This is a genomic window from Novosphingobium anseongense (genome assembly GCF_037482895.1).
GTDB lineage: Bacteria > Pseudomonadota > Alphaproteobacteria > Sphingomonadales > Sphingomonadaceae > Novosphingobium > Novosphingobium anseongense.
The window spans coordinates 493,279-513,351 of sequence record NZ_JBBHJZ010000001.1 but is presented as its reverse complement, the minus strand read 5'-3'; the positions used below and the strand labels follow the sequence as shown (position 1 = coordinate 513,351).

General features: G+C 67.2%; 23 protein-coding genes. 7 read left to right on the top strand and 16 right to left on the bottom strand.

What is annotated here, in order from left to right:
* Positions 1–10 precede the first annotated feature (10 nt).
* Genes WG901_RS02470 through WG901_RS02455 form a run of 4 tightly spaced genes read left to right on the top strand, consistent with a single transcriptional unit; the run spans position 11 to position 4,128 of the window.
* Positions 11–601 (top strand): hypothetical protein, encoded by a 591-nt coding sequence (locus tag WG901_RS02470; protein WP_339585432.1) that lies wholly within the window; start codon positions 11–13, stop codon positions 599–601.
* A gap of 41 nt (positions 602–642) precedes the next feature.
* On the top strand, positions 643–3,363 hold the full coding sequence (locus WG901_RS02465) for an ATP-dependent DNA helicase (RefSeq protein ID WP_339585431.1): 2,721 nt from the start codon (positions 643–645) through the stop codon (positions 3,361–3,363).
* A 10-nt stretch (positions 3,364–3,373) separates the two neighbouring features.
* Positions 3,374–3,916, top strand: a complete 543-nt coding sequence (locus WG901_RS02460; protein ID WP_339585430.1) for a SixA phosphatase family protein — start codon at positions 3,374–3,376, stop codon at positions 3,914–3,916.
* A complete protein-coding gene (locus tag WG901_RS02455; RefSeq protein WP_339585429.1) occupies positions 3,913–4,128 on the top strand; it encodes a hypothetical protein in 216 nt (71 codons plus the stop codon). The genes WG901_RS02460 and WG901_RS02455 overlap by 4 nt, the downstream gene beginning before the upstream one ends.
* 6 nt (positions 4,129–4,134) lie before the next feature.
* Here the strand turns inward: WG901_RS02455 and WG901_RS02450 are convergent, their stop codons facing one another.
* The 5 genes from WG901_RS02450 to rpmF form a co-directional block, all read right to left on the bottom strand.
* Complete coding sequence (locus WG901_RS02450) at positions 4,135–4,518, bottom strand: MerR family transcriptional regulator (RefSeq protein ID WP_339585428.1); 384 nt, start codon at positions 4,516–4,518, stop codon at positions 4,135–4,137.
* A complete protein-coding gene (locus WG901_RS02445; RefSeq protein WP_264442780.1) occupies positions 4,515–4,811 on the bottom strand; it encodes an integration host factor subunit alpha in 297 nt (98 codons plus the stop codon). Before WG901_RS02445 ends, WG901_RS02450 begins: the two co-directional genes overlap by 4 nt.
* Positions 4,812–4,917: 106 nt before the next feature.
* A complete protein-coding gene (locus WG901_RS02440) occupies positions 4,918–5,889 on the bottom strand; it encodes a beta-ketoacyl-ACP synthase III (RefSeq protein ID WP_339586629.1) in 972 nt (323 codons plus the stop codon).
* The gene (gene plsX, locus WG901_RS02435; protein WP_339585427.1) at positions 5,886–6,965 is read right to left on the bottom strand and encodes a phosphate acyltransferase PlsX; all 1,080 of its coding nucleotides are present in this window, start codon (positions 6,963–6,965) and stop codon (positions 5,886–5,888) included. Before plsX ends, WG901_RS02440 begins: the two co-directional genes overlap by 4 nt.
* Before the next feature lie 24 nt (positions 6,966–6,989).
* Complete coding sequence (gene rpmF, locus WG901_RS02430; protein ID WP_217401048.1) at positions 6,990–7,169, bottom strand: 50S ribosomal protein L32; 180 nt, start codon at positions 7,167–7,169, stop codon at positions 6,990–6,992.
* Between the two features lie 204 nt (positions 7,170–7,373).
* On the opposite strand from rpmF, the gene WG901_RS02425 reads away from it, so the two are divergent.
* Entirely contained in the window at positions 7,374–7,766 is a 393-nt protein-coding gene (locus WG901_RS02425) for an MAPEG family protein (protein WP_339585426.1), read from the top strand.
* Here the strand turns inward: WG901_RS02425 and WG901_RS02420 are convergent.
* Both WG901_RS02420 and WG901_RS02415 read right to left on the bottom strand, forming a co-directional pair.
* Entirely contained in the window at positions 7,763–8,428 is a 666-nt protein-coding gene (locus tag WG901_RS02420) for an MBL fold metallo-hydrolase (protein ID WP_339585425.1), read from the bottom strand. The genes WG901_RS02425 and WG901_RS02420 overlap by 4 nt on opposite strands.
* A gap of 195 nt (positions 8,429–8,623) precedes the next feature.
* Positions 8,624–9,253, bottom strand: a complete 630-nt coding sequence (locus WG901_RS02415; protein WP_339585424.1) for a S24 family peptidase — start codon at positions 9,251–9,253, stop codon at positions 8,624–8,626.
* A 98-nt stretch (positions 9,254–9,351) separates the two neighbouring features.
* Here WG901_RS02415 and WG901_RS02410 point away from each other — a divergent pair, with 98 nt between their 5' ends.
* Both WG901_RS02410 and WG901_RS02405 read left to right on the top strand, forming a co-directional pair.
* Positions 9,352–9,555, top strand: coding sequence for a hypothetical protein (locus tag WG901_RS02410; protein ID WP_339585423.1), 204 nt, complete (start codon positions 9,352–9,354; stop codon positions 9,553–9,555).
* Positions 9,548–9,883 (top strand): hypothetical protein, encoded by a 336-nt coding sequence (locus tag WG901_RS02405; RefSeq protein WP_339585422.1) that lies wholly within the window; start codon positions 9,548–9,550, stop codon positions 9,881–9,883. The genes WG901_RS02410 and WG901_RS02405 overlap by 8 nt, the downstream gene beginning before the upstream one ends.
* Positions 9,884–10,129: 246 nt before the next feature.
* Here WG901_RS02405 and WG901_RS02400 read toward each other — a convergent pair whose 3' ends face one another.
* From WG901_RS02400 to WG901_RS02360, 9 genes are all read right to left on the bottom strand, one after another.
* Positions 10,130–11,806: an acetolactate synthase large subunit gene (locus WG901_RS02400; protein WP_339585421.1), complete on the bottom strand. Its 1,677-nt coding sequence runs from the start codon at positions 11,804–11,806 to the stop codon at positions 10,130–10,132.
* Between the two features lie 129 nt (positions 11,807–11,935).
* Complete coding sequence (locus tag WG901_RS02395; protein WP_339585420.1) at positions 11,936–12,880, bottom strand: D-2-hydroxyacid dehydrogenase; 945 nt, start codon at positions 12,878–12,880, stop codon at positions 11,936–11,938.
* 31 nt (positions 12,881–12,911) lie between these two features.
* The gene (gene cysS / locus WG901_RS02390; RefSeq protein ID WP_339585419.1) at positions 12,912–14,369 is read right to left on the bottom strand and encodes a cysteine--tRNA ligase; all 1,458 of its coding nucleotides are present in this window, start codon (positions 14,367–14,369) and stop codon (positions 12,912–12,914) included.
* A gap of 16 nt (positions 14,370–14,385) precedes the next feature.
* A complete protein-coding gene (locus WG901_RS02385) occupies positions 14,386–15,294 on the bottom strand; it encodes an EamA/RhaT family transporter (RefSeq protein ID WP_339585418.1) in 909 nt (302 codons plus the stop codon).
* A gap of 2 nt (positions 15,295–15,296) precedes the next feature.
* Positions 15,297–15,965: a nitroreductase gene (locus tag WG901_RS02380; RefSeq protein WP_339585417.1), complete on the bottom strand. Its 669-nt coding sequence runs from the start codon at positions 15,963–15,965 to the stop codon at positions 15,297–15,299.
* Positions 15,962–16,630: a nitroreductase gene (locus WG901_RS02375; protein ID WP_339585416.1), complete on the bottom strand. Its 669-nt coding sequence runs from the start codon at positions 16,628–16,630 to the stop codon at positions 15,962–15,964. The genes WG901_RS02380 and WG901_RS02375 overlap by 4 nt, the downstream gene beginning before the upstream one ends.
* Complete coding sequence (gene cobT, locus WG901_RS02370; protein WP_339585415.1) at positions 16,630–18,444, bottom strand: cobaltochelatase subunit CobT; 1,815 nt, start codon at positions 18,442–18,444, stop codon at positions 16,630–16,632. Before cobT ends, WG901_RS02375 begins: the two co-directional genes overlap by 1 nt.
* Positions 18,445–18,595: 151 nt before the next feature.
* Entirely contained in the window at positions 18,596–19,246 is a 651-nt protein-coding gene (gene fsa / locus WG901_RS02365; RefSeq protein ID WP_339585414.1) for a fructose-6-phosphate aldolase, read from the bottom strand.
* A gap of 70 nt (positions 19,247–19,316) precedes the next feature.
* Positions 19,317–20,054 (bottom strand): DUF4197 family protein, encoded by a 738-nt coding sequence (locus tag WG901_RS02360; protein ID WP_339585413.1) that lies wholly within the window; start codon positions 20,052–20,054, stop codon positions 19,317–19,319.
* Between the last annotated feature and the right edge of the window lie 19 nt (positions 20,055–20,073).

The window sequence follows — 20,073 nt, the reverse complement described above, 5'->3', positions numbered from 1 at the left end:
TAGCGGTAGGATGACGCCAGCCGAGCCACGCCTTTCGCCCGAACTGGAGCAGTCGCTGCGCCGTGAACTCGTCGCGGGCGAGCATCTGCTATGGAGCGGACAACCGCGCGCGGGCAAACTCAAGCGCGGCTTCGGCATCTGGCTCTTCGCCCTACCCTGGACTGCTTTCGCACTGTTCTGGGAAACTATGGCGCTGCTGCCGTGGAGCGCCGCGACGAAAACCCCGACCGCGATCCAGTGGAGCTTCGGCGTGATCTTCCCGCTGTTCGGCCTGCCGTTCGTCGCCGTCGGTCTATGGATGCTGTGGCAACCGATCCGCGCGATGCGCCGGGCGGGGACCACCGCCTATGGCCTGACCGGGCGACGCTTGCTGCGCGTCACCGAGGCGCGCGACCGCAAGGTGGAGAGCGTCATGCTCCACCAGATCGGTCCGATCGACCGGCGCGAAAGCCACGACGGCTTCGGCGACCTGCGAATCCAGACCCACAGCCGCGTCGACAGCGACGGCGACCGCGTGACCGAGCGTTTCGAGGTCCTGGGCGTGCCCGATGTCGCGCGGCTCGAACGGCTGCTCCTGGAAAACCTGACGAAACCGGCTTGATCCAGCTTCAATTGGTTCCAGTTTCGTTCTAACGACGCGACATGGCCGCCCTTCCCCTTCCCGCCATCCACGCCAGCCATGGCGGTGTGTGGCTGCGCGATGCGATCGGGGTGACGCGCGGGCTCGGCAAGGGCGAGGCGATCATGGCGGCGGCCGATACGCCGCTGCTCATGCTCAACGCCCCGCTGGTCGCGACGCGGCTCGGCTATCCGGATCTCTCGGGGCTCGACCTGCTCGAGCTCTATGCCTTCATCCATCCGGCACGGTTCGTGGTGCCCACCCCGAAAGGATTGGCTTCGGCGCTCGGCCTGCCCGAGCCCCACGGCGACGATGGCGTCCCAGCGCTGCTCCAAGCCGCCGCCGCTGCCCTGCTCGACACCTGCGAGAGCCCCGACTGGCCCGAGCGCGAAGGCGCGTGGAGCGTGCTGCAATCGCTGATCCGCATGCGCTGGCCTTGGGCCGGCCCTCTGTCCTCGCGCATAGCCCAGCCCGAGCGCGCCGAGCGCTGGCTGTTCTCCAAACTGCCCGAGTGGGAGGAAGCGCCCGATCGTCCGCAGCCGGCGCAGGTCACGCTCGACGAGCAGGCCGTGCTCGATCGGCTCTCCCTGTTGACCGGCGACACGGCCGAGCAGCGCCCGAGCCAGCGCGCCTATGCGGCCGAGACCGCGCATGCCTTCACGCCGCGCCGCCGCGAGGCTGCGCCGCACGTGCTGCTCACCCAGGCGGGCACGGGCATCGGCAAGACGCTCGGCTATCTCGCCCCGGCATCGGTCTGGTCGCAGCAATCGGGCGGCACGGTCTGGGTCTCGACCTTCACCAAGGCCCTGCAGCGCCAATTGCGTCGCGAGAGCCGCCGCGCCTGGCCCATGCACCGCGCCGACGGCAGCCCGCCCGTCGTGGTGCGCAAGGGCCGCGAGAACTATCTTTGCCTGCTGAACCTCGAGGATGCGCTCCAGGGCGGCTTCGGCGGTCGCGCGGCGATCCTGGCGCAACTCGTCGCGCGCTGGGCAGCCTATACCCAGGACGGCGACATGATCGGCGGCGATCTGCCGGGCTGGCTCGGCACGCTGTTTCGCCAGCGCGGCATCACCTCGCTGACCGACCGTCGCGGCGAATGCGTCTATGCCGGCTGCCCGCACTATAGGAAGTGCTTCATCGAGCGCGCCGCGCGCAATTCCGCGCAGGCCGATCTCGTCATCGCCAACCACGCGCTGGTCATGGTCAACGCCGCGCGCGGCCGCGATCACGCCGCGCGGCCGACGCGGTTGATCTTCGACGAGGGCCACCACGTCTTCGAGGCCGCCGATTCGACCTTTGCCGCGGCACTGACCGGCGCCGAGACGATCGAGCTCAAGCGCTGGGTTCTCGGCCCCGAGCGCGGCTCGAAAGGCCGTCGCCGCGGGCTCTCCGCACGCCTCGCCGACATTGCCAGCTACGACGAGCAGGGCGCCAAGGCGATCGCCGCCGCAGCCCATGCTGCAGAGGCGCTCCCCAGCGACGGCTGGCTGCAGCGCCTGAGCGAGAACCTTCCCGTCGGACCGCTCGAAGAGCTGTTCGCAGCGGTGCGGGCGACGGTCTATGCGCGCGACGAGAGCGGCGGCCAGGAAGCCGGCTACGGCCTCGAAACCGAAGCGGCGCAGCTCGAAGGTCCCTTCATCGAGATGTCCCAGGCGGCCGAGGCGGCGCTGGCGGAATTGCGGCAGCCACTGATGCGGCTCGGGCTCCGGCTCGAAGCCTTGCTGGAAGATCCACCCGACTGGCTCGATGGCCCGGGCCGCGCGCGAATCGAGGGCGCGCGCCATTCGCTCGCCTGGCGGATCGACCTGCTCTCGGCCTGGGAAGCCCTGCTCCACCGGCTCGGCGGCCCGGCCGATCCCGAATTCGTCGACTGGCTCGCGGTCGATCGTGGCGATGCGCGCGAGTTCGACATCGGCCTGCACCGGCGCTGGCTCGATCCGATGAAGCCCTTCGCGCGCGTAGTGCTCGAACCCTCGCATGGCGTCATGGTCACCTCGGCCACGCTGCGCGACGGCGACAACTGGGACCCGGCCATCGCGCGCAGCGGTGCCCCGCACATCGACGTCGCACCGCGGCTGGCAGCTTTCGACAGCCCGTTCGACTACGGCGCCCAGGCCGAGGTGCTGATCGTGACCGACGTGCCCAAAGGCGATATTCCTGCCCTGGCCGCCGCCTATGGCCGGCTGATCGAGGCGACCGGCGGCGGCGTGCTCGGCCTGTTCACCGCGATCCGGCGCTTGCGTGCGGTCTATGGCCGCATCGCCGATCGCCTCGCCCGCGGCGGCCTGCCGCTGTTCGCGCAGCACGTCGATCCGATCGACACGGGCACGCTGGTCGACATCTTCCGCGACGATCCGCGCGCCTCGCTGCTCGGTACCGATGCGCTCCGCGACGGGGTCGACGTACCCGGGCACTCGCTGCGACTGGTGGTGATGGAACAAGTCCCATGGCCCAAGCCCTCGATTCTCCACCGTGCCCGGCGTCTTGCGGGGGGTGGTTCGGCCTATGACGACCGTATCATCCGCGCGCGCCTCGCCCAGGCATTTGGCCGGCTGATTCGCAGCCGCGCCGATCACGGCCATTTCGTCGTCCTGTCCTCGGCATTCCCCTCGCGGCTGCTCACCGCCTTCCCGCCGGGTACGCCCGTGCGTCGCCTCACGCTCGACGAGGCTTTACAACGGGTGGCCAGCGGTGTTTCAGGTGATCCCGTGACGACCGACGCTGCCCCCGCAAAACCCGCGTGAAGAATCGCCCATGAAAACCCTGGGTATCTGGCGCCACGCCAAGTCCGACTGGAACGATCGCGCCGCACGCGACTTCGATCGCCCACTCAACAAGCGCGGGCTCAAGGGCGCGGCGATCATGGGGCTGCACATCGCGCAGCAGCCGATCTACTGGGAGCGAATCATCGCCTCGCCCGCGGTGCGTGTGGCCCAGACGATCGAGCTCGGCGCCCAGGCGGCGAAGATCAACCCGCAGGTGCGCTGGGATCGACGCATCTACCTCGCGAGTTCGGCAACCTTGATCGACCTGTTGCGCGAACAGGAAGGCGATCCCACGACGATCCTGATGGTCGGGCATAATCCGGGGCTCGAAGACCTGATCTTCGATCTCGTCCCCGACGACGGCAGCAATCCGCTGCGCGACATCGTCGAGGAGAAGTTTCCCACCGCAGCTTTCGCCAAGCTCGAGCTCGACATCGCGACCTGGAGCGAGCTCGAAGACGGCGGCGCGCGCCTGGTCCAGCTCACGCGCCCGCGCGATCTCGATTCGGAGCTGGGGCCGGAACCGGCTTGAGCGACACCGAGAAGCAGATCGCGACCGAGGATCCGGCGCTGAGCCGGCCGCAAAGGCGGTTGCTGCGGCGCATCTACAATGGCCGCACCGTGCCGATCATCATCGATGATCGCCCGTTCCTGACCTACAAGGATGCGAGCCGCTATCTCGAGGCCCTGGCGCCAGAGGCGCGCGAAGCCGCCTATGCCGAGATGAAGCGGCAGGCGAAATAGACGCGCTCAGGCGGCGGCGAGAGCGGCCGCGAGCGTGTTGCGGATCGATTCGAGCTGCGAAACCATATCGGCGGATACCGGGTTCGGCGCCGGCTTGGCTTCCTGCCCGGCCTTGCCCTCACCGCCCTCGATCGCCAGACGCGCGCCGCGCAGGGTATAGCCCTGCTTGTGCACGAGACGGTCGATCGTCGCGACGAGCTGGATGTCCTCGGGCCGATAATAGCGCCGACCGCCACTGCGCTTGATCGGCTTGAGCATTGGGAACTGCTCTTCCCAATAGCGCAGGACGTGCTGGCGGATGTTGAGCGCGGCAGCCACCTCCCCGATCGTTCGCAAGGCATCGGGTGCCTTGCCGTCATCGAAATCGGGGAAGTTGGACTGTTCGTTCATTTGCCGCTGATCCGATCCTTGAGCATCTGGCTGGCGCGGAAGGTGAGCACCCGACGTGGGGTGATCGGCACTTCGACACCAGTCTTGGGATTGCGGCCGATCCTTTCGGCCTTGTCGCGAAGCAAGAACGTGCCGAAGCCAGAAATCTTGACGTTCTCTCCCTTGGAGAGCGCTTCGCACATATGATCCAAGATCGCCTCGACCATCGCGAGCGATTCCGCCCGCGACAAGCCAAGCTTGCGGTTGATCGCCTCCGCAATCGCTGCGCGCGTAAGCGTTTCCGTGGAGCGCATAAAGCCCCTATCCCCTTAAACGCGACCCCCTCGCAGGGGTAATGGGGATTCTTTTAAAAAGCAATGCACTGCGAGGTATGGGTCGAACGGATCGGAAGTGGTGCGGCTAAACCCGCAGGAGGCTTGCGCCCCAGGTGAAACCGCCGCCCATCGCTTCGAGCATGACGAGATCGCCCTGCTTGATCCGACCATCGCGGATCGCCGCGTCGAGCGCGAGCGGAACCGAGGCGGCCGAGGTGTTGGCGTGCTGGTCCACGGTCATGATGACCTTGGCCGGCGACATGCCGAGCTTCTTGGCGGTTGCCTCGAGAATCCGGGCATTGGCCTGGTGCGGCACGAGCCAGTCGATGTCCTCGATCGCGACGCCGGCCTGCTCGACGACTTCGAGCAGGACCGAAGACAGGTTGGTCACGGCGTGGCGGAAGACCTCGCGGCCCCGCATGCGCAGCTTGCCGACCGTACCCGTGGTCGACGGCCCGCCGTCGACGAAAAGCAGCTGGTTGTGCGCGCCATCGGCGTGGAGCTTGGTCGAGAGCACGCCGCGCGGCTGGTCCGAGGCTTCGTCGCGCGCTTCGAGCACGATCGCGCCGGCGCCGTCGCCGAAGAGAACGCAGGTCGTGCGGTCTTCCCAGTCGAGGATGCGGCTAAAGGTTTCCGAGCCGATCACCAGCGCGCGGTTGGCCGCGCCCGAGACGAGCATCGAATCGGCGACGCCCAGAGCATAGAGGAAGCCCGAGCAGACCGCGGCGACGTCGAAGGCGATACCGCCGTTGCAGCCGAGCGCGTTCTGCACGATCGTCGCGGTGGCGGGAAAGGTCTGATCGGGCGTCGCCGTGGCGAGGACGATCAGGTCGATCGACTTGGCATCGATGCCCGCCGCCTCGATCGCGGCACGCGCCGCGGCCGTGCCGAGGGTGGAGGTGGTTTCGTCGGGCGCGGCAACGTGGCGGTTGCGGATGCCGGTACGCTCGACGATCCACTCGTCGCTGGTATCCACCATCTTCGCGAGCTCTGCATTGCCGAGCGCGCGGCGCGGGAGGGCCGAGCCCGTCCCCATCAGAACCGAACGACGCATCAGGCGGCGTCCCCCGTGGTCGCAGCGGAGGCCGGGGCACGCTTCATCTTCAGGCTTTCTTCGCCCACACGGGCCAGGTCCGCGGTAATCCGCTCGGTCACGTTTTCTTCCAGAAGTCTGGCCGTCACGTGGACGGCGTTGGCGACACCCACCGCATTGGCGCTGCCGTGGCTCTTCACGACGATGCCGTTGAGGCCGAGGAACACGGCGCCATTGTGGTTGTTGGGATCGAGATGGTGCTTGAGCAGTTCGGTCGCCGGGCGCGAGACCAAGAAGCCGAACTTCGAACGCAGCGAGCTCGAGAACGAGCGGCGCAACAGGTCGCCGACGAAGCGGGCCGTGCCCTCGATCGCCTTGAGCGCGATATTGCCCGAGAAACCGTCGGTCACGACCACGTCGACATCGCCGCGGCAGACCTTGTCGGCCTCGGTGAAGCCGTCGAACGACATCGAGAGATCGGCAGCGGCCTTGCGCAGGATGGTCGCGGCATCGCGCAGTTCATCGGTACCCTTCATGTCCTCGGTACCGATGTTGAGCAGGCGCACGCGCGGCGAATCGCGACCGGTGACGACGCGCGAATAGGCCGAGCCCATGATCGCGAACTGGATGAGGTTGCGCGCGTCGCACTCGGTATTGGCACCGAGGTCGAGCATGACGACGTCGTTGTCGCCCAGAGTAGGGAGCAGCGCTGCGAGCGCGGGGCGATCGATGCCTGGCATCGTGCGCAGCGCGAGCTTGGAAATGGCCATGAGCGCGCCGGTGTTGCCGCCGCTGACCGCAGCGCCGGCATCGCCCGCCTTCACGGCATTGACGGCCATGCCCATCGACGTCGTCTTGGCGCGGCGGAGAGCCTGGCTCGGCTTGTCCTCGCCGCTGATGACGTCGGTCGAATGGAGGATCTCGGACGCGCCGCGCAGGTTCGGATGATTGTCGAGCGCAGCCTTGATCCGCGTCTCGTCACCGACCAGCAGGAACTTGAAGCGATCGTGGCGGCGACGCGCGAGCGCGGCGCCCTCCACCATCACGCGCACGCCTTCATCACCGCCCATCGCGTCGACAGCGATACGCGGTAGACTCATCGTGCGTTTCCTGGGCTTGTGGGCTTAGAGCCCGACCGCGATGATCTCGCGACCGTTGTAGTGACCGCAAGCGTTGCACAGGTTGTGCGGGCGCTTGAGTTCACCGCAGTTGCCGCACTCGTGGAAGGCTTCGACCTTCAGCGCGTCATGGCTACGACGCATGCCCCGGCGGGAGGGAGAGGTTTTTCTTTTAGGGACAGCCATGTCGGCACCTGTTCCAGTAGTTAATCACGTTTTCTGAAGGCCGCCCTAGGCCATGGTCTATCGGCGCACAAGCCTGCGTATTTGCAGCCTCTTGCGCCGCAACCGGGGCCCGGCAACAGCGAAGGGGCGCCTATAGCGATTTTCGCGTGCGTTGCAAGGGCGAGCACGATAGCGAGCGCATCAATAGGGAAACACGGGGGAAACATGCTTCTTCAGACCACGCTCTGCCTGGCCGCCGCGGCCGCGGTGATCAACCTCTGGCTTTCGATCCGCGTCGGCCAGGTCCGCCATGCTGCCAAGGTCTCGGTTGGCGACGGCGGCAACGAGGCGCTGACGCGCCGCATGCGCGCCCACGCCAATTTCATCGAGAATGCGCCGCTCGTGCTGATTCTGATGGGAGCGATCGATCTGGCGACCAGGGGCGCGAACTGGCTGGCTGTGGTCGGCGCGGTGTTCATGCTCGGCCGCGTCTGCCACGCGCTCGGCATGGACGGCGGCCGCCTGCAGGCGCTGCGCGGCGTCGGCACGCTCGTCACCATGCTGACCCTGCTCGGCCTCGCCGTGGCGGCTATCCTGATCGCGCTGGGGAAGTTCTAGCCGAAGCGCGAATCCGCGACGAAGGGGTTCGTCCGGCGCTCCTGACCGAAGGTGCTCGTCGGGCCGTGTCCGGGAACGAAGGTCACCTCGTCGCCGAGCGGCCAGAGGCGCTGGGTGATCGAATCGAGCAGGTCCTGGTGATTGCCCTGCGGGAAGTCGGTTCGGCCGATCGACCCGGCGAAGAGCACGTCGCCCACGAGCGCCACCTGCGACGGCGCGTGATGGAACACGACGTGCCCCGGCGTGTGGCCCGGGCAATGGACGACGTCGAGCGTCAGGTCGCCGACGGTCACCTGGTCGCCGTTCACCAGCCAGCGGTCGGGCTCGAAGCTCTCGCCTTCGAGGCCATAGCGCTTGGCGGGATCGTCGAGGCTCTCGATCCAGAAGCGATCGCCCTCGTGCGGCCCTTCGATCGGCACGCCGAGTTCCTTGGCGAGCACGCCCGCCTGGCCGCAGTGGTCCATGTGACCGTGGGTGACGAGGATCTTCTCGAGCGTGACGCCGGTCTTCTCGAGCGCGAGCTTGAGCTTGTCGAGATCGCCGCCCGGATCGACCAGTGCGCCGCGCATGGTCTTGGTGCACCAGACGAGCGAGCAGTTCTGCTCGAAAGCGGTGACGGGCACGATGGCAACGCGCATCGGGGTTTGGCTGGCTTCGGTCATGCCGGGGAGATGGCGGGACCGGCGCGCGATTGCAATGCCGCGTCCCCACGCCCGCCCCGACGGATCGCCGCACAAGGTGACGAAGGTGACAAAGGCGACAGGTCCAGAGAGAGCCAAGTGTCACCTTACGCCGGACGCGCGATGGCGAGATCGGCCCGGGCGCAAGCCTAGTGTCGCCGCCGGCCGTAGGAAAGCCTAGAGCCGCCCGCCCTTCCAGACCACGCGCCCCACCACGGCAAGCTCGCGCGCGGCCAGTTCGATCGGGTCATAGGCGGGATTGGCGCTGCGCAGCACCACCAGTCCGGGCCGCCCGGTTTCGAGCCGCTTGACCAGCAGCATGCCGTCGACGCGCACGACGTGGATACCATCGCGCAAGGCCCGCGGCGTGACGTCGACCAGGATTTCGTCGCCATCGCGCAGGACCGGCTCCATCGAATCGCCCTCGACCGTGATGGCCGATAGCCGCTGCGGTTCGAGCCCCTGCCGGCGCAGCCAGCTTCTCGCGAAGCGGAGAACGCCGATCGGACGCTCGGACTCCATCGCAGCACCCGGCCCGGCCGAAGCGCCGAGCGGCAGGCGCGGAACATCTATCCAGTCCGATTCGGAGGATTTTTCCTCCGCACCGCCAAGTTCCGCCTCAGCCACGGCGAAGAAGCGCGCGAGCATGGCGCGGTCGTTCTCCTCGAGCTTGCGCGGACTTCCCTTGCGGACGAACTGCTGGAGATAGCTGGGGTTTCGCCCGATCATGCTCGATAGCTGGGCAAGGCTCACCCCCCGTTCGCTCGCCAGTTCGAGCAGGCGCTGACGCGGTTCGGAAGCAGCCATGACCTCGATCCTACGCGTAGGATTTTTCCTAGACAAGTAGGATTCCGATTGGAACAAATATGGAACATTGATTCGCGCAAAATTGCGAGGGAGGACCCATGTTGCTGCGACAGATCGAGAAGTTCCTGCGCGAGACCGGGATGCCCTGGACGAAGTTCGGCCGACTCGCGGCGCACGACCCGCGCTTCGTCGAGGATCTTCGCAACGGCCGCGAGCCCCGCGCCGCGACGGCCGAGCGAATCACCCGCTTCATGAACACCTATCGTCACGACGGCGCCTCTTTGGAGAACCATCATGCGTAACCGCGTTCCCGGCCTGCGCCGGCCCTGGCGCGCCCTGCTTTCCACGCTGCAGCGGCTGGCCGGCGGAAAAGCCGAACTGGTACGCCACGTCGAGCGTCCTTGGGCCAGCGTGACCTTCTCCGGTACCCGCCATACGGTTTCGCTCGTCTTCACCGGTGCCGAAGCCGTCGCGGCCGGCGAGCGCTTCATCACCACCTTGCCCGAGCACGAATTCACGATTCCCGGCCAACTCGTGGCCGATGCGGCGGTGGTTTCGGTGACGCACGCGGTTCTGCCCGAGGTCAGGCTCGGCGTGGAGGTGGATCTGCTGTTGCTGGAGGAGGTGTGAGCGCGAAGGACGCCGCCCCTCCTCACCACTCCATGTCGTCACCCTGAACTTGCTTCAGGGTCCATTCCTCCGCCTACCCGGCGCCGGCCAGCCAAGTCCAAGGGGCCCGGTCTGCCCGCGAACGGCAAACGCAGCTGTGGCGGCACGATGGACCCTGAAGCAAGTTCAGGGTGACGAACGGAGTTTTGGAGGGGACGGGAAACAGGCGGGAGGAGAGCGGGATCAGGCCCGCCCTCCCCCGATCCCTCACAGCGCCTTCGACAGCGCCTTGATGTCCTTGTTCAGGATCTGGTCGTTTTCCGAATAGTCGACCGGGCAGTCGATCAGGTGCACGCCCGGCGTATTGAGGCAGGTCGCCAGCAGGTCCTTGAGATGCGCGGCGCTTTCGACGCGGTAGCCCTTGGCACCGTAGCTTTCGGCATACTTCACGAAATCGGGGTTGTTGTAGGTCAGCCCCCAATCCTCGAAGCCCATGTTGGCCTGCTTCCAGCGGATCATGCCGTAGGAATTGTCGTTGAGGATCAGCACGGTGATGTTGAGGCCGAGGCGCACCGCGGTCTCCATCTCCTGGCTGTTCATCATGAAGCCGCCGTCGCCGCAGACCGCGATGACCTTGCGGTCGGGATAGACCATCGCCGAGGCCATGGCCGAAGGCAGGCCCGCACCCATCGTTGCCAGGGCGTTGTCGAGCAGGACCGTGTTGGGTTTGCAGGCGGTGTAGCCGCGCGCGAACCAGATCTTGTAGACGCCGTTGTCGAGGCAGACGATGCCGTCGTCGGGCAGAGCGTCGCGCACCTGCTGGACGGCATGCGGCGGGAAGATCGGGAAACGCTCGTCCGACGCCAGCTTGGCCGTGTGTTCGATCTCGGCCTTGCGGTAGGACAACATGTGGTCGAACTGCCAGGCGCTCGACGGCTCGATCGCTTCCTTCATCTGCCAGACGGCATTGGCGATGTCGCCGATCACCTCGATATGCGGGAAGTAGACCGGATCGACCTCGGCGGTCTTGGTCGACATGTGGATCACGACCGGTCCGGGACCGTCGAGGCCCTCGTTGCGCATGAAGAACGGCGGCTTTTCGATCACGTCGTGACCGATGTTGACGATGCAGTCCGAGCTTTCGATCGCGCGGTGGCAGAAATCGCCCGACGACAACGCCGCACAGCCGAGGAACCGGGGATGCCGCTCGTCGATAACGCCCTTGCCGAGCTGGGTCGTGATGAAGGGAATGCCCGTCTTCTCGACGAATTCGAGCAGCATCTTCGAGGTCATCGTGCGGTTGGCGCCGGCACCGATCACCAGAACGGGATTCTTGGCGTTCTGCAGCGCCTCGACCGCCTGGCGGATCGACTTCACGTCGGCAGTCGGCCGGCGCACGATCGAGCGCTTGAGCGGCACCGCCTCGGTATGCTCGTCGGCGATGTCCTCGGGCAGTTCGATATGGGTGGCGCCGGGCTTTTCCTCCTCGGCCAGGCGATAGGCCTCGCGCAGGCGGCTCGGGATATTGTCCGACGAGGCCATCTGGTGCGTGAACTTGGTGATCGGCGCCATCATCGAGACGACGTCGAGGATCTGGAAGCGGCCCTGCTTCGACTTCTTGATCGGCTTCTGGCCGGTGATCATCAGCATCGGCATGCCGCCGAGCGTGGCATAGGCCGCGGCGGTGACGAAGTTCGTCGCGCCCGGCCCGAGCGTGGCGATGCAGACGCCGGTCTTGCCCGTGTGACGGCCGTAGGTCGCGGCCATGAAGCCCGCGCCCTGCTCGTGCCGGGTCAGGACCAGCTTGATCTTCTTCGAGCGCGACAGCGAATCGAGGAAATCGAGATTCTCCTCACCCGGCACGCCGAAGATGTATTCGCAGCCCTCGTCCTCGAGGCATTCAATGAAAAGGTCCGAGGCCTTCTTGCCCTCACCGTGCGCCATTACCTGCTCCTGCTCGGGCAAGCGCGAAGAGCGCCCGCCTCCCTGTTTCGTCGTTGCGATCCGGTAAAGCGGTATCCCCCCGCCCTTACGGCGACAACCGTATCAAATGGCTAGGTGCAAGTCATCGCCTCAATAGCCAAGCGCGAGGTCGACCTGGTGCGAAAGAGGCTCGCCCTTGGCGTAGCGATCGAGATTGGCGAGGAAGCGGTCGACCGCGCGCACGATCAGCGTCTCCTGCGAGCGGCCCGAGAGGTGCATCGAGATATGGACCTGGTCGAAGCTCCACAGCGGATGGTCGGCGGGGAGCGGCTCGGGATCGGTCACGTCGAGAAAGGCCGCGCCCAGTCGCCCGTCGCGCAGCGTTTCGAGCAGCGCATCGGTATCGATGACGAAACCGCGCGCGAAATTCAGGATCGCCGCACCAGGCTTCATCGCCGCGAATTCGGCCGCGCCGATCATGCCGCGCGTCTCCTCGGTCGCGGCGACGGCCACGATCACCCAGTCGAACTCACCCAGTCGCGCACGCCATTGATCGGGGCCGAGATCATCGGGACCTGGCGTGCGGCGCATCGTGGTGACCGCCACGCCGAACGGCGCCAGCAGTTCGGCCACGCGTCGACCGATGCCGCCCGCGCCGACGATCAGCGCCTTGCTGCCGTAAAGCTCACCCTTGCCCGGCGCGTCGTGCAACCATTCGTGCCGATCCTGCGCGCGGACCACGTCGCGATAGCCCTTGGCGATCGTGAGCATGCCGAGCAGCGCATATTCGGCGATCGTGATCGCGTTGAGCCCGGCACCGTTGGTGAAGGCCACGCTCCGCTCGCGCAGCAGGTCGAGCGGGAACAGCTCGACCCCGGCACCGAGCGTGTTGAGCCACTTGAGGTGCCGCGCGCTGCGCACGATCTCGTCGATCGGCCCGAGGTGATGCGTATCGAACCAGCCGATCTCGGCCGCGGGCGCGGCTGCGGCGAGCTCTTCGCGCGAGGTGAACCAGCGCGGCTCGATCCAGTCGGGCAAGCGCGGCTCGAGCAGCGGACGCGCCATGGCGTTGAGAACGGCTACGGTCTTGGTCATGCCCGCATCGTGCGAGCGGCCACGCAGCCCGTCAATCGCCGAGCTTCCACTCCCAGCCGAGCGGATCGCCGTCCATGACCTCGACGCCCTGCGCCGCGAGTTCGTCGCGCAGCGCGTCGGAAGCGGCGAAGTCCTTGGCGGCGCGCGCTTCCTTGCGGCGGGCGATGACCGCCTCGATCTCGGCTTCGGAGATCGCCGCGGCCTTGGGCCGCAGGCGCAGTTCGGCGCGATCGAGATCGAGCAGGCCGAGCCCGAGCACGGCATCCATCGCCGCGAGCGCCGCCAGCTTCTCGCCGGCATCGACCTTCTTGAGCGCGAGCACCTCGTCGAACACGGTCAGCGCGACCGCGGTGTTGAGATCGTCCGCCACCGCGACATCGAAGCGTTCGAGGAACGGCGCGAACTTCGCGCCCGCCTGCTCGGCTACCACGCCGCGCTCCTTGAGCTGCGCGACCGCGATCACCATCCGCTTCAATCGCGTCAGCGCAGCCCCCAGCCCTTCCCAGGAGAACTCGAGCTCCGACCGGTAGTGCGCCTGGAGGCACATCATGCGGTAGGCGAGCGGGTGGTAGCCCTTGTCGATCAGCAGCTGCAGACGCAGGAATTCGCCCGACGACTTGCTCATCTTCCCTGAGCGCTCGACGAGGAAGTTGTTGTGCATCCACACGTTGGCGCCCGAGTTCTTCGCCAGGTCGAGCCCGTTGGTGCAGCAGAACGCCTGGTTCTGCGCGATCTCGTTGGGGTGGTGGATCTCGCGGTGGTCGATGCCGCCGGTGTGGATGTCGAACGGAAAGCCCAGGATCTGGCCGCTCATCACCGAGCATTCGAGATGCCAGCCCGGCGCGCCGCGGCCCCAGGGCGAATCCCATTCCATCTGGCGCGTCTCGCCTTCGGGCGTCTTGCGCCAGATCGCGAAGTCGGCGGCATTGCGCTTGCCTTCGACCGCCTCGATCCGCCCCTCTCCCTCTTCGGTGTGGGCGCGGGCCAACCGGCCGTAGTCGGCCACGGTCGCGACATCGAAGTAGAGCCCGCTGTCGAGTTCGTAGCAGTGCTTGTCGGCGATGGACTTGGCGAAATCGATCATCGCCGGGACGTACTTGGTGGCGATCGACCATTCGGTCGGCTGGCGGATGTTGAGCGCCTTGATGTCCGCCCAGTAAGCCTCGGTGTAATGCGCGGCGATGTCCCAGATCGACTGGGCGCGCTCCTTCGCCATCTTCTCCATCTTGTCCTCGCCAGCGTCGGCGTCGTCGGTCAGGTGGCCGACGTCGGTGATGTTGATGACGTGGGTGAGCTTGTAGCCCTTGAAGCTCAGGGTGCGGCCGAGCACGTCGGCGAAGACGTAGGCGCGCATGTTGCCGATGTGCGGGTAATTGTAGACCGTCGGCCCGCACGAATAGACACGCGCCTCGCCCGGATGGACGGGCTGGAAGGTCTCCAGCGAGCGGGTCAGGCTGTTGAACAGCTTCAGCGGTGCGGCATCGGTCATAGGCCGCGCCTTAGAATCAAGCCGCGTGGGCGTAAAGCAGCAGCGCGAGACCGGCGAGGATCACCCCCGTCCCCCACCACTCGTTCGCGGCCAGCCCCTTGCCCGAAATCCGCCGCGAGACCAGCGCCGCGAGCGGCATCTCGATCAGCGCGAGCGTGCGGACATTGGCCGCCGCGGTCAGCGAGAAGGCGATGAACCAGCCCGACGAGGCCGCCGCGCCGAGGAAGCCCGCGCCCAGGCTCACGCGCCATTCGCGCAGCGAGCCCAGGAAGGCCTCGCGCTGGCGCAGCGCCAGGTAGAGGCCGAGCAGCGCGCTCTGGATCGCCAGCGACAGCACGAGCATCGACAGGCTGTTGATGACGAAATCGCCTGTTCCCAGCGTCTCGATCGCCGCGCGGAAGGCGATCGCCGAGAGCCCGAACAGCCCGCCGCCGAGCGTGCCGAGGACAATCAGCCGGCCCTCCTTGAGCAGCAGCCGCGCGTCGCTGGGCTTGGTCGAGGCGAGCAGGACACCCGCGGTGACCACGCCGATCGCCAGCCACGACAGCGCGCCCAGCACGTCGTGGAGCAGGACCACGCCCATGATGGCCACGAGCACGGGCTCGGTCTTGATATAGGCATAGGCGACGCCGAAGGCTCGCTCGCGCATGACCTGGAGCATCAGCGCGGTCGCGGCGATCTGCGCGAGCGCGCCGAGCCCGCACCAGCCGAGCGACGGCGCGCCGACCGGCGGCACTTCCGCACCCAGGATCGCCAGCGCGCTCGCGAGGAACAGCGCCGCGAAGGGCAGACCGAAGATGAAGCGCACCTGCGTCGCGCCGAGCGTGCCGATCTTCTGCGTCAGGTTGGCCTGGGCGCCGTTGCGGAAGACCTGCGCGGTCGCGGCGGCCACGGTCACGGGCACCCAGAGCAGCGCCGACGGCATCGTCAGAAGCCCTCGAACCGGACCACTTCGGACAGCGGCGCGCGCGGCACCGCGAACCGGTTCACCGGCGCTGCGGGATCGCCATGGCCGATCGCCAGGCCGCAGAAGAACACATGGTCCTCGGGGATAGAAACCGTCTCGCGGATCTGGCGCGTGTACATCGCCCAGGACTCCTGCGGGCACGAATCGAGCCCTTCGTCGCGCAGCAGCAGCATCACCGTCTGCAGCCACATGCCGATGTCCGACCACTGCGGCGGCCCCATGTAGCGCGGCGTGTGGACGAGCATCACAACCGGCGCACCGAAGGCCCGGAAGTTGCGCGCGAACTGGGCGAAGCGGCCGCGCTTGTCGTCGCGGGCGATGCCCAGCGCCTCGTACATCTTCTCGCCGACCTCGACGCGACGCTCCTCGTAGGCGCCGTCGAGCCCCTTGGGATAGATGTCGTATTCCATCGTCCGTTCGCCACGCGCCGCGACGGTCTCGGCAATCGCGGCCTGGAGCCGCGCGAGCGGATCGCCGGCCAGGACCACCGCGTTCCACGGCTGGACATTGCCGCCCGAAGGCGCGCGCTGCGCGGTCTCGAGCACGCGGCGCAGCACCGCGGCATCGACCGGTGTGTCGAGAAAGGCCCGGACCGAACGGCGCGAGACGACCGCCTCGGCAACGGTCACTGATCGAAGCCCACGAAGCGCACCGCCTCGTCGAGCGGCACGCGGCCGCGTTCGAAATTGTTCACCGGCGCCTCGGCCTCGCGGTGACCGATGGCGAGGCCGCAGAACAGGATGTGGCTCTCGTCGGGCACGCCGATCTCGGCCTTGATGAGCCGGGCATAGAGCGCCATCCACTCCTGCGGGCAGGAATCCAGGCCCTCCTCGCGCAGCAGCAGCATGATCGTCTGCAACCACATGCCGACGTCGGCCCATTGCGGCGCGGCCATGAAGCGCTCGAAGTAGCAGACCAGCAGCGCCGGCGCGCCGAACGAAACCACGTTCTGCTGCGAGATGTCCCAGCGCTTTTCGCTATCGCCGCGCGCGACGTTCATCGAGCCGTACATCGCCGCACCGAGCGTGCGCAGGCGATCGCGATGCGCGGGCGATTGCTGCGGCGCGGAGAAATCGTATTCGATCGGGTCCTGCGGCTGCGCGGCCAGCATCTTCTCCTGCAGCCGCCGGAGCGGCTCACCCGCGAGCACGGTCGCCTGCCACGGCTGGAAGTTGCACCCCGACGGCGCCATCTGCGCGCGTTCGAGAACCCGCCGCAATACGGTGAGGTCTACGGGCTTGTCCCGGAACGCGCGGATCGAGCGACGGGTGGCAACGGCTTCGGAGACTTGCATCAATCGTCCTCGAACAGCCCCGCGAGCTGCTCGATCATCGTGCCACCGAGCTGCTCGACGTCCATGATCGTGACCGCGCGCTTGTAGTAGCGGGTGACGTCGTGGCCGATGCCGATGGCGACGAGCTGGACCGGCGACTGGCGCTCGATCCAGTCGATCACCTTGCGCAGGTGGGTCTCGAGATAGCCCGCGCTGTTCACGCTCAAGGTCGAATCGTCGACGGGGGCACCGTCCGAGATGACCATGAGGATGCGGCGATCCTCCGGGCGCGCCAGCAGGCGGCTGTGCGCCCAGAGCAGCGCCTCGCCGTCGATGTTTTCCTTGAGCAGGCCTTCGCGCATCATCAGGCCGAGGTTGCGGCGCGCGCGGCGCCAGGGCTCGTCGGCCTTCTTGTAGACGATGTGGCGCAGATCGTTGAGCCGGCCCGGATGCTGCGGCTTCCCGCCGCCGAGCCAGGCCTCGCGGCTCTGTCCGCCCTTCCAGGCGCGCGTGGTGAAGCCCAGGATCTCGGTCTTGACGCCGCAGCGCTCGAGCGTGCGCGCGAGCACGTCGGCGCTGATCGCCGCGATCGAGATCGGCCGTCCGCGCATCGAACCCGAATTGTCGATCAGCAGGGTGACGATCGTGTCCTTGAACTCGATGTCGCGCTCGATCTTGTAGGATAGCGACTGGCCCGGCGAGACGACGATGCGCGCAAGCCGCGCCGCATCGATGATGCCTTCTTCCTGGTCGAACTCCCACGAGCGGTTCTGCTGCGCCATGAGCCGGCGCTGGAGCCGGTTGGCGAGCTTGGTGACGATGCCCTGCAGGCCCTTGAGCTGCGCGTCGAGATAGGCGCGCAGGCGGGTCAGTTCCTCCTCGTCGCAAAGCTCGTTGGCGGCGACGACTTCGTCGAAGCTTTCGGTGAAGACCTTGTAGTCGAAGGCGTCGGGCAGGTCGGTCCAGGGACGGTTCGGACGGACGGGCAGCATGCCCTCGTCGCCGTCATCGCCGGCATCGGCCTCCTGATCGTCGTCGGCAGACTCGGCTTCGCTTTCGCTCTCGCCGTCGTCGTCGCCTTCACTGGGTTCGGCCGCCATCTCCGAGGGCTGCTGCTCCTCGCCGGCGTTGTCGCCCTGCTCGTCTTCCTCGGTTTCCTCGTCGCCGTCGTTGTCGTCCGAATCGTCGGGCTGGCTGTCCTGCGGCTCGACGCGCACCAGTTCGAGATGCTGGAGCATGTTCAGCGACAGCGCCTGGAACGCCTTCTGGTCCTCGATCGAATCGGCGAGCGCGGCGAAGTCCTCGCCCGCGCGCTCCTCGATCCAGCCGCGCAGCATCTCGACCCCGGGCTTGGCCGCGGCAGGCACCGGCTGGCCGGTCAGCCGCTCGCGCAGCAGCAGCGACAGCGCGGTCTGGACGGGCACCTCGTCGGCGGCCTTGGCGCGGATGATCGGATCGACGTTGAGCCGCACGGTCGTCGCCGCATCGAGGTTCTGGGCGATGCCGGCATAGTCGTTGGCGCCGAGCGCCTCGTAGCGGACGAGTTCGACCGCATCGTAGCAGGCGCGCGCCATCGGCTCGGCCGGCGCGTGGCGGTTGTGCAACTGATCGTTGTGGTGGCGCAGCTTGAGCGCGAAGCTGTCGGCGAAGCCGCGCGCTTCCATCGCCGCGCCGCGCGGCAGACTGCGGCCGGGCATCGGCACGCGGAAGGTGTTGCCCGACTGGCTCGGCGCGTCGGCCGTCCAGTTGACCTCGACCTCGGCGTCATGCGCCAGCGCGCGCGAAGCACCGGCGAGGACGGACTTGAAGCGGTCGGCTGGGGATTCGTCGGACATTCGAGCGCAATTCTATCCTAGATCGTCATCCTGAACTCGTTTCAGGATCCATTGTGCCGTCAACGCGACGCCCGAGATTGCGGCACGATGGATGCTGAAACAAGTTCAGCATGACGATGACAGGGAGGAAAGCCGATTTAGATCGACTGGCCTAGATGCTTTGCCCGGTCTTCGCCCAGTCGGCGAGGAAGCCTTCGATGCCCTTGTCGGTCAGCACGTGCTTGAACAGCGAGCGGATCACCGCGGGCGGCATCGTCGCGACGTCGGCGCCGATGCGCGCGCTTTCGAGCACGTGGATCGGGTGACGGATCGAGGCGACGAGGATCTCGGTCGAGAACGCGTAGTTGTCGTAGATCAGACGGATGTCGTTGATCAGCGCCATGCCGTCGAAGCCGTTGTCGTCGTGGCGGCCGACGAAGGGCGAGATAAAGGTCGCGCCGGCCTTGGCGGCGAGCAGCGCCTGGTTGGCCGAGAAGCACAGCGTGACGTTGACCATCGTGCCGTCGCTGGTCAGCTTCTTGCAGGTCTTGAGACCGTCGACCGTCAGCGGCACCTTGATGCAGACGTTGTCGGCGATCTTACGCAGGACCTCGGCCTCGCGCATCATGCCGGCATGGTCGAGCGCGACGACTTCGGCGCTGACCGGCCCCGAAGTAAGGCCGCAGATTTCCTTGGTCACTTCGATGAAGTCGCGGCCCGCCTTGGCGATCAGCGAGGGGTTCGTGGTGACGCCGTCGAGCAGGCCGGTTTCGGCAAGGTCGGCGATTTCAGCGGTGTCGGCGGTGTCGACGAAGAATTTCATGATGGCTCCTGCGGGCGATTCCGCGCCCCTATAGGCCGCGCCGGCCGGGGGGGCTAGGCCCCCCGACCCCTCAGGGCCGCGGAGCTGCCGGCGGCAGCGGTGCCGGCACCGGGGCGCGTGCGGCCGCCAGACCGGCTACCAGGGCACTATCGCCGCTCGCCGCGGGATTGGCGCGAAGCTCGGCCTCGGCCGAACCGATCTCGTACCAGATGCCGTTGTCGGCCGAGAGCGCGATCGCCTGGGCGACGTCGCGCAAGGTCACGCCGGGCAGCGCCGCGACGGCCTGGGCGATGATCGGATCCTGCGCCGCGACCAGCGCCTGCTCGATCGGCCCGCGCAGCGCGTTGACCAGGCCCGAGCCCATTTCGAGCCGCAGCGCGGAAGTCGCCGCGGTCGGCTGGCCCTGGACGATCGCCGTGGCGTTGGGGATCGGCAGCTTGCGCGAGGCTTCGGCCATGGCCGGCACGGCGCCGCGCGCGCCCGCTTCGGCAAAATAGTTGAGCTTCTGGATCAGTTCCTGGCGAAACGCGCCCTGCGACAGCGGTCCGGTCGCGGTGGCCGCACCCTTGGCGAACAGCACGGGCATGCCGAAGCGCGCGACGTTGCTCGTCAGGAAGCCGTTGGGCTGGCCGAGCCGGTTCAGCGCGTTCTGCGTCGAGAGCACCATCAGCCGGCGCACGGCGTCGCTGGCCGGATCGGCGGCAACCTGTGCGAAAGCGACGCCCGGCAAGCTCGCCATGACGCCCAGCGCGAGCGTGCCCAGAAGGAATTCGCGGCGGCCGACGACGGGGTATGCGGTTGCGGTCATTCGATTTTCCTCTTCTCTT

Bases quoted from the DNA above. Each gene is read 5' to 3' on its own strand.
- WG901_RS02470 (WP_339585432.1), top strand. From the start codon at position 11: ATGACGCCAGCCGAGCCACGCCTTTCGCCCGAACTGGAGCAGTCGCTG.
- WG901_RS02465 (WP_339585431.1), top strand. From the start codon at position 643: ATGGCCGCCCTTCCCCTTCCCGCCATCCACGCCAGCCATGGCGGTGTG.
- WG901_RS02460 (WP_339585430.1), top strand. From the start codon at position 3,374: ATGAAAACCCTGGGTATCTGGCGCCACGCCAAGTCCGACTGGAACGAT.
- WG901_RS02450 (WP_339585428.1), bottom strand. From the start codon at position 4,518: ATGAACGAACAGTCCAACTTCCCCGATTTCGATGACGGCAAGGCACCC.
- WG901_RS02445 (WP_264442780.1), bottom strand. From the start codon at position 4,811: ATGCGCTCCACGGAAACGCTTACGCGCGCAGCGATTGCGGAGGCGATC.
- plsX (WP_339585427.1), bottom strand. From the start codon at position 6,965: ATGAGTCTACCGCGTATCGCTGTCGACGCGATGGGCGGTGATGAAGGC.
- rpmF (WP_217401048.1), bottom strand. From the start codon at position 7,169: ATGGCTGTCCCTAAAAGAAAAACCTCTCCCTCCCGCCGGGGCATGCGT.
- WG901_RS02425 (WP_339585426.1), top strand. From the start codon at position 7,374: ATGCTTCTTCAGACCACGCTCTGCCTGGCCGCCGCGGCCGCGGTGATC.
- WG901_RS02420 (WP_339585425.1), bottom strand. From the start codon at position 8,428: ATGACCGAAGCCAGCCAAACCCCGATGCGCGTTGCCATCGTGCCCGTC.
- WG901_RS02415 (WP_339585424.1), bottom strand. From the start codon at position 9,253: ATGGCTGCTTCCGAACCGCGTCAGCGCCTGCTCGAACTGGCGAGCGAA.
- WG901_RS02410 (WP_339585423.1), top strand. From the start codon at position 9,352: ATGTTGCTGCGACAGATCGAGAAGTTCCTGCGCGAGACCGGGATGCCC.
- WG901_RS02405 (WP_339585422.1), top strand. From the start codon at position 9,548: ATGCGTAACCGCGTTCCCGGCCTGCGCCGGCCCTGGCGCGCCCTGCTT.
- WG901_RS02400 (WP_339585421.1), bottom strand. From the start codon at position 11,806: ATGGCGCACGGTGAGGGCAAGAAGGCCTCGGACCTTTTCATTGAATGC.
- WG901_RS02395 (WP_339585420.1), bottom strand. From the start codon at position 12,880: ATGACCAAGACCGTAGCCGTTCTCAACGCCATGGCGCGTCCGCTGCTC.
- cysS (WP_339585419.1), bottom strand. From the start codon at position 14,369: ATGACCGATGCCGCACCGCTGAAGCTGTTCAACAGCCTGACCCGCTCG.
- WG901_RS02385 (WP_339585418.1), bottom strand. From the start codon at position 15,294: ATGCCGTCGGCGCTGCTCTGGGTGCCCGTGACCGTGGCCGCCGCGACC.
- WG901_RS02375 (WP_339585416.1), bottom strand. From the start codon at position 16,630: ATGCAAGTCTCCGAAGCCGTTGCCACCCGTCGCTCGATCCGCGCGTTC.
- cobT (WP_339585415.1), bottom strand. From the start codon at position 18,444: ATGTCCGACGAATCCCCAGCCGACCGCTTCAAGTCCGTCCTCGCCGGT.
- fsa (WP_339585414.1), bottom strand. From the start codon at position 19,246: ATGAAATTCTTCGTCGACACCGCCGACACCGCTGAAATCGCCGACCTT.
- WG901_RS02360 (WP_339585413.1), bottom strand. From the start codon at position 20,054: ATGACCGCAACCGCATACCCCGTCGTCGGCCGCCGCGAATTCCTTCTG.